5 protein-coding genes and 1 pseudogene are annotated in these 7,583 nt (G+C 41.7%); 4 read left to right on the top strand and 2 right to left on the bottom strand.

Annotation, left to right across the window (positions count from 1 at the left end):
* Window positions 1–275 (bottom strand): annotated as a pseudogene (locus AB7E53_RS07800) (magnesium/cobalt transporter CorA); the annotation flags it as partial.
* Between the two features lie 12 nt (window positions 276–287).
* Entirely contained in the window at window positions 288–2,768 is a 2,481-nt protein-coding gene (locus AB7E53_RS07795; protein WP_446775047.1) for an endonuclease MutS2, read from the bottom strand.
* 346 nt (window positions 2,769–3,114) lie between these two features.
* On the opposite strand from AB7E53_RS07795, the gene AB7E53_RS07790 reads away from it, so the two are divergent.
* From AB7E53_RS07790 to AB7E53_RS07775, 4 genes are read left to right on the top strand one after another with little or no spacing between them, the layout of a single operon-like run.
* Window positions 3,115–3,930 carry an IclR family transcriptional regulator gene (locus AB7E53_RS07790; protein WP_079681974.1) on the top strand — a complete coding sequence of 272 codons (816 nt, stop codon included), beginning with the start codon at window positions 3,115–3,117 and terminating at the stop codon, window positions 3,928–3,930.
* A gap of 44 nt (window positions 3,931–3,974) precedes the next feature.
* Entirely contained in the window at window positions 3,975–5,705 is a 1,731-nt protein-coding gene (locus tag AB7E53_RS07785) for a cytochrome D1 domain-containing protein (RefSeq protein ID WP_446775049.1), read from the top strand.
* Window positions 5,706–5,714: 9 nt separating this feature from the next.
* The gene (locus tag AB7E53_RS07780; RefSeq protein WP_350455772.1) at window positions 5,715–6,812 is read left to right on the top strand and encodes a RidA family protein; all 1,098 of its coding nucleotides are present in this window, start codon (window positions 5,715–5,717) and stop codon (window positions 6,810–6,812) included.
* A 31-nt stretch (window positions 6,813–6,843) separates the two neighbouring features.
* A complete protein-coding gene (locus tag AB7E53_RS07775; protein ID WP_421467601.1) occupies window positions 6,844–7,569 on the top strand; it encodes a hypothetical protein in 726 nt (241 codons plus the stop codon).
* The last annotated feature ends 14 nt before the right edge of the window (window positions 7,570–7,583 follow it).

Raw genomic sequence — 7,583 nt, 5'->3', positions numbered from 1 at the left:
GCATCGAGATTATGCAATCCAAATTCCTTTACCATCGAGGTGATAAGTGAAGCCTCTGTTAAACCAGAAACGTGAATCCAACTCACGCATTTGCTATTTACCAAAGGAGCAAACAGGGTAAGGTTGGTGATATCCTTAACTTCAAGCATTTCAGAATTGTATTGAACAAGTCTGATTCCTGTTTTTGTCTCCAACTCACCTGTATACGTATAACTGTCAGACAACCGGCGGTTGCTTCCCTTCTTTTTGCTATGTACTCTGCCTCGGTTTTTCATACTTTGATTGATTTAATCCAATTCAACTACGGTGATTCCCGCTCCTCCAAACTGAACATGCTCGTCCTGAAAATGATGAACACCGGGAACCGTTTTAAGATAGTCCCTGATAATTTGTCGCAAGGCTCCGGTCCCTGTTCCATGTAATATTCTTACTCTGCCGGCACCTACCTGAATGGCGTCGTCTATAAAATAGATTACGCTTTGTAATGCCTCGTCTCCGCGCATACCTCTGACATCAATCTCTTGTCTGAAATTCAATTTCTTCTCATGCATGTCATCGGCAGTCTGCGTACTTATGAAGGTGCTTTTCTGTATCTCTTTTTTTATCTGGTTCTTGCTTACCTTCTCAAGTAGCTCAAGCTTTACCGTGCTTTTAATCATTCCAAAGGCTACAGAGGCCTGTTTGCCGTTAATCTCCAGTACGGTTCCATGTGTAGTCTGACCTTTCAGTCGTACACTGTCGCCGGTTTCGATCACTTCCCTGTTAAATTGCGGTTTGGCAATCGGCTGACCAGTTTGCTTCTGTTTTTTCTTTTCCTGACGCTCTTTCAGCTTGGCCATTTTGATGGCTATGCTATCGTTGGCATCTTCTTGCGATAAAACGGACTCTTTAAACTCATCAAGGGCCTTACGTGCCATCCGGGTACGTTCTTTTTCGGCCTGTGCCTCTTTGATTTCCCGAATGGTGTTCTCAATTTTGGCATTAGCCTCGGCCATTATACGTTGTGCCTCCGCTTTGGCTGTCCGCATAATCTCCTTACGCTGCTTATTTACCTCTTCAAGATCCTGCTGGTAACGGGCTGTAATTTCTTCCAGTTTTTTTTCCTGCTGACGGATATTCTGCCGTTTTCCTTCCCAATAACGTTTGTCTCGCACAATATCCTGCAGATATTTGTCCATATCAATGTATTCCGAACCAACTTTGGACGAGGCTTCGGCAATCACATCTTCCGGTAATCCTATCTTTCGGGCTATTTCAATGGCAAAGGAGCTTCCCGGATTGCCAATGGAAAGTTTGAAAAGTGGCTGCATCAGGTGTCGGTCGTACAGCATGGCTCCATTAACGATTCCCGGTGTATCTTCGGCAAAGTGCTTCAAATTTTGATAATGGGTGGTGATAACTCCGTAACTACCGTTGCGGTTAAAACGATCCAGCAATGCTTCTGCAATAGCTCCACCGATCTGAGGTTCGGTTCCACTTCCGAATTCATCAATCAGAATGATAGTCTTTTCATCGCAATTCCGTACGAAGTGTTTCATATTGGTTAGGTGCGAGCTGTAGGTACTAAGATCGTTCTCGATGGATTGCTCGTCGCCGATATCGATGAATATGCTTTTAAATATTCCGGTACGCGAACTTTCGTGAATCGGAATAAGTAATCCGCATTGCAACATATATTGAAGAAGTCCCACTGTCTTCAGACAGACAGATTTCCCTCCGGCATTGGGTCCGGATATGATGAGTATTCTTTTATCAGGATTTAATTCGATGTCCAGAGGGATTACCTCTTTGTGTTGTTTTTGTAAAGACAGATATAACAATGGGTGAATGGCACGTGCCCAATCCACTTGTTGTTTGTCTTCAACGATAGGCCTGATACCTTTTATCTGATCTGCAAAAAGGGCTTTGGCTCGTATAAAATCGATTTCCGCCATAAATTCGTACGAATACAGAATATCCGGAACCATGGGTCTAACCAGATTGGTAAATTCAGTCAGTATACGGATGATTTCACGACGCTCGTCACCTTCTAGTTCGCGGATGCGGTTGTTGGCTTCCACCACTTCGGCCGGTTCAATAAATACGGTTCGGCCACTTGCGGACTCATCATGCACAATACCTCTGATCTTTCTTTTAAAGGCAGGAGCGACGGGAATAACCAATCGGCCGTCTCGCATGGTAGGAGTTACGTCTTTATCAACAACACCTTCTGATTGTGCGGCGCGGAGAATGGACTGCAGACTTTTGGAAATACCACTCATTGTGACGGTTATCTCTCTACGGATCTGCATGAGGACAGGGGATGCATTGTCTTTCACCCGGCCATATTTATCAAGGATACTATCAATTTTTCCTACTAACTGAGGAAACACCAGCACATCGCCAGCCAGCCGGGTGAGTGCCGGGTAAAGGATCTCGTCGGATTCGCTGTTTCCAGGATGGAAAAAACGGACAATATCATTGATGGTCTGTAATGATCGCTTTAAGTCGTATAACTCTTTTTCGTCCAGATAGGTTCCTTCCGGTCGGATCCGTTTGAGTGAATAACGTACATCAAAGAAATAACTGGATGGAAATTCTTTATCACCATGTAAGATTCTCACAAATTCTTCGGTTTGGGCAAGACGGTTACTTACAGTGTCCATTTCGGATTCAAATCCCATATCAATAACCCTTTCCTGTCCAAGAGGGCTCAGACACTTGTCACTAATAAGCTGACGAACTTTGTCGAAGCCTGTTTTCTGCTCAAAATTTTGAGGATATATCACCTTGTATACTAGTTATATTATGCTTAATCTTTTTTGCCGAAACAAAACAACTGATATTGATTTTGTAAAGTTTCGGGAACCTGCTTAGGTAGGGCAAAATTACATAAAATAATCGGATTCGTGATTAACATACTATTTATTGCTGCGGCGTGTTTTCTTTCCGTCCTGAATTAATATCTTTGCATACGCAGATTATTCTACAACAGTTTATGAATGGGCGTCTGACTTGATTCTATCTTATTAATTTTATGTTACATAACATACTTAACGAAATTTTACAATTAACGTATATAATTATTAAAAGACACGTTTATATTTGATTCAAATCTGAAACATTATTTCAAATATGGAAAGTGTCAATCCAAATATGGAAAAAGCAGAAGAAAATTACAAGGTGCCGAATCTCGAAAAGGGGATTGCGGTTATGGAGTATCTTTCGCTTCGTTCTCAGGGAGATACCCTGCAGGCTATTAAGGATACACTTGATATTTCGCAGACTACCGCTTATCGTATATTAAATACGCTTGTGCGGCTGGATTATCTTACCTACAACGAGGATACGAAGCGCTATAAGTTATCGCGTAAATTGCTTACACTTGGTTTTAGAGCGTTGAATGAGCATAATCTGCTCGAAACGGTTTTGCCCCGCTTAAGGGATTTGCGTGATTTGGTAAGTGAAACAGCTTGTTTCGGTGTTTTAGGCAACGAAAAGGGAATTTTTATCGAACAGGCTCAGGGACATCATACATTCAGATTTATGTTATCGCCTGGTAAACCGTTCGAATTGCATTGTTCTGCCCCGGGCAAAGCCATTATGGCTTATTTGCCTAACACAGTGCGCGACCGTTATTTGACTTACATGGCTTTTGAACGTTATAATAACAGAACTATAATCTCGAAAGATGAATACCTGGCAGAGCTTGATACAGTACGCAAAACAGGTATTGCTATGGATAATGAAGAGGAAATGACCGGCGTAATTTGTATTGGAGCTCCTATATTTAACTACACCGGATATCCTTGCGGAGCCATCTGGATATCGGGACCCAAAGACAGACTGACGAAAGACGTTATACGTTCCTCTTCCGGCCATATAAAAAGAATTGCTCAACTTATTTCGTCCGAACTTGGCTATAGCCGATTGTTAACAGAAAACAGATAAACATGAAATACACACACATATACAAGAAGATTATAGGATTGACAATGGTCTGCTTTGTTTCAATGATGGCAGCGGCTGGTAATCCTCCATTATTTTCAACTGGTATTGCTCAAACGGATAAAGGTGAATTACTTTTTACACAGAAGAATCTCAAACGATTGGATGTGTTTTCCCGGGACGGTTCCAGCTTATTACGTTCAATCAGTTTAGATGATGAGCCGACCGGGCTGACAGTTGATGATGCTAAAGCGTATGTAACTACATTTAAAAAGGCCGGTAAGCTTCAGATTGTTTCATTGGAATCAGCTAAAGTCGAAGCAACGGTTTCTGTAGGCTCAGGTGCATGTTATCCTTTACTTAGTGCCGATAAAAAGAAATTGTATGTATGCAATCAATTCTCTAATACCGTTTCTGAAATTGACTTGCTTACAAGAAAGGTTGTTCGTACAGTAAATGTGTTGCGAGAGCCTAAATCGGCCGTAATAAGCAAGGATGGCCGGTATATGTTCGTTGCTAATTTCCTTCCCCAGCAACGTGCCGACGTAGATATAGTAGCTTCTTGCGTGTCTGTAATCGATATGAAGAAATTCACTAAGATTAAAGATATAAAATTGGCAAGCGGAAGCAATGCCCTGCATTCCATATGTATAACTCCCGATGGAAAGTATGTGTATGTATCGCATAACCTGGGACGGTTTACTGTTCCGACATCGCAGCTTCAGCAGGGATGGATGAATACGAGTGCTTTCAGTGTAATCGATGTAGCCGCACTTTCTTATGTAGGTTCTGTAGTTGTAGACGAGCCCGAAAAAGGGGCCGGAGGTATCTGGAATCTTGCATGTACGGAAAAAAACTTATTTGTGATTCATTCAGGGACACATGAGGTGAGTGTGATTGACCATCCGGCTTTGCGAAAGAAGCTTGAAAGTTATCCACAAAAAGAAAACCTGAGTTACGACCTGCATTTTTTATATGGCATACGTAAACGTGTGCAGCTGGAAGGAAATGGTCCCCGACTTCTTTATTTAAGAGGAAATGAGTTGCTTGTTCCTACCTATTTTGCCGATGTTCTCAATAAAGTTGATATTAATACCTTGTCGGTGACTTCCGTAAATATGAATCCCGGCAGAGTGGAGTCAAAAGAGAATGCGGGAGAACGTTTTTTTAACGATGCAACCCAATGTTTCCAGGGTTGGCAATCTTGTAACGGATGTCATCCGGGAGATGCAAGAACCGATGGGATGAATTGGGATCTTATGAATGATGGAGTAGGAAATGCTAAGAATTGCAAAAGTATGCTGTATTCGCATGTAACGGCTCCAAGCATGATTTCAGGTATTCGGGAAACAGCCGAATGGGCTGTAAGGGCTGGTTTCAAGTTTATTCAGTTTTACGATGTTCAGGAAGAAAATGCACAATGTGTGGATGCGTACCTGAAATCGCTCCGACCGGTTCCGAGTTCCCTGCTTGTCAATGGAGGATTAAGTGAGAAAGCCAAAGAAGGACTTAAAGTCTTTGAGAAACTTCAGTGCGGAGAATGTCATAGCGGTCCATACTTCACAGACCAGAAAATGCATCGCATTGGCGAAAATGTAGAATTTGAAAAAGGCTGGGATACCCCGACACTTATTGAAGTATGGCGTACAGCCCCCTATTTGTTTGATGGAAGAGCCGCAACAATGCAAGAAGTATTTGAGGTTCACAAACATGGTATTGATAAAAAAATATCAAAAAAGGAAATTGAAGCATTAACGGAGTATGTAAACTCCTTATAATCTGTTATGATGAATTATTGCGATAAAATACAATATAGAATACTTTCTGCCGAATGTGCCGGATTTGAAGAGATGGTAGATACCCTGTTATCCGGACTTCCTGCTGATGAGAAGATACTCCGGCTGGTGTTTATTGGTATGCCACAATCCAACGAAATATACGATCTGAGAAGAAAGATTATTTGTGAAAAAGTAAAAGCATATTTCGGCGAGCATTGTCCGTCTTTAAGTTATGTGGCTCAACCTCCTTTGCGTGGGGCGCTGCTGCTTGAGATTCATAGTTATAAAAGCGACGCTAAAGATGCTGTTTATTATAGGTCAGTTGATGGAATGCCTTATGTAATTGTAGATAATGAGGAGGGACGTTTTCTTTTTGGAGGTGGTTTTCAGGATGATTTTTTAAACAAGAGTATTGAAGCTCAATCTGAAGCTGTATTCCACCAGATAGATCGTTTACTTATAAAGGAAGGTTTTCCGATAAACAGTATTGTACGTCAGTGGAATTACATTGAAAGAATAACTGAAAGTAAAGACGACTATCAGAACTACCAGGCATTTAACGATGCCAGAGCTGCTTTTTACGAAAAGACAACCTGGCCAGAGGGTTATCCGGCTGCAACAGGGATAGGGGCTCATTGTGGTGGAATTGTCGTAGATCTGGATGCTGTAATCTTAAAAAATAAAAATTGTTCGGTCTTGCCGATAGACAATAAATTGCAGGTAGCTGCCCATGCATATTCGGAGCGGGTGCTTGCAGTAAGCCACAAACAAAAGGCAACACCGAAATTTGAAAGAGCAAAACTGCTCTCGATTGAAGATAAAGGGTTGATTTATATATCTGGCACGGCAGCTATCCGTGGAGAGGAGAGCCTGAAGGAGGTCGGATTATCCCGGCAACTGGAAATCACCATGGAAAATATAGCCGAATTAATTGGAAATAAAGGGATCGTGTCTATGTTGCGTGTTTACCTAAAAGATAAATCTTTTGTACAAGAAGCAGAACAGTTGATGGATGCGTACAAGTTATCAGTTCCTGTATCGTATATGTGGGCCGATGTGTGCCGCGACGAGCTATTGATTGAAATAGAAGGAATTGCCAAGTGTTGATTTTATTATTTACAAATACATTTATAAGAAAATGAGAACAGAATTTAAATTAAAAACACTTGCCGTGGGACTTTTAGTCAGCTCCATGGTTGCTTGTACAGGTAAAACATCGGAAGACAACACGTCTTGTGCCGGAGATACTACATGTTGTAGTAAAGATTCAGTTTGTAATAAGAATAAAGAAATGACTTACACAAAAAAGTACACCAACGCCGATTTCTATAAAGACGGCAAGTTTGATCAGGAAGTTGCCATGAAGGCATTTAAAGACATGTTCGAGTTTTACGGAGTTCCATTCACCCCGCTGATGGAAAAAGATATGTGGGTGACCGACTTTGGTTTGGGCGATTTCGAGAATGTGGGTATGGGAGGTATATTCTGGGTGAATGATCAGGAGCATAGTTATTTTGCTCACGAGATTTACCTGCTTCCAAGCCAGATGATTCCGGAACATGCACACATGAAAACCAAATTCCCTGCTAAATTTGAGTCATGGATGGTACAGAAGGGTATGTGCTATAATTTCTCTGCCGTTGGTGAAGAAACACCCAATCCTCCAGCTTTGCCAGAAAGCCAGAAAGGATTTATTACCAGCAAGAATTTCGTAGTTCAACAAGCTGGTGAAGTTGTTCACCTGAAGAAAATTGAAACGTTCCATTTCCTTATTGCCGGACCTGGCGGAGCTGTAGTTTCAGAATGGGCTTCTTACCACGACAATGCCGGATTACGTTTTACTAACACGAAGGCTTCATTATAATCCGGATATTCTAA

Origin of the sequence: Macellibacteroides sp. (assembly GCF_050251695.1) — a bacterium.
GTDB classification, from domain to species: domain Bacteria; phylum Bacteroidota; class Bacteroidia; order Bacteroidales; family Tannerellaceae; genus Macellibacteroides; species Macellibacteroides fermentans.
This window is presented reverse-complemented; position numbering and strand designations above follow the sequence as displayed.

Excerpts from the sequence above, each read along its gene's own strand:
- AB7E53_RS07790 (WP_079681974.1), top strand. The coding sequence starts at position 3,115 with ATGGAAAGTGTCAATCCAAATATGGAAAAAGCAGAAGAAAATTACAAG.
- AB7E53_RS07785 (WP_446775049.1), top strand. The coding sequence starts at position 3,975 with ATGGTCTGCTTTGTTTCAATGATGGCAGCGGCTGGTAATCCTCCATTA.
- AB7E53_RS07780 (WP_350455772.1), top strand. The coding sequence starts at position 5,715 with ATGAATTATTGCGATAAAATACAATATAGAATACTTTCTGCCGAATGT.
- AB7E53_RS07775 (WP_421467601.1), top strand. The coding sequence starts at position 6,844 with ATGAGAACAGAATTTAAATTAAAAACACTTGCCGTGGGACTTTTAGTC.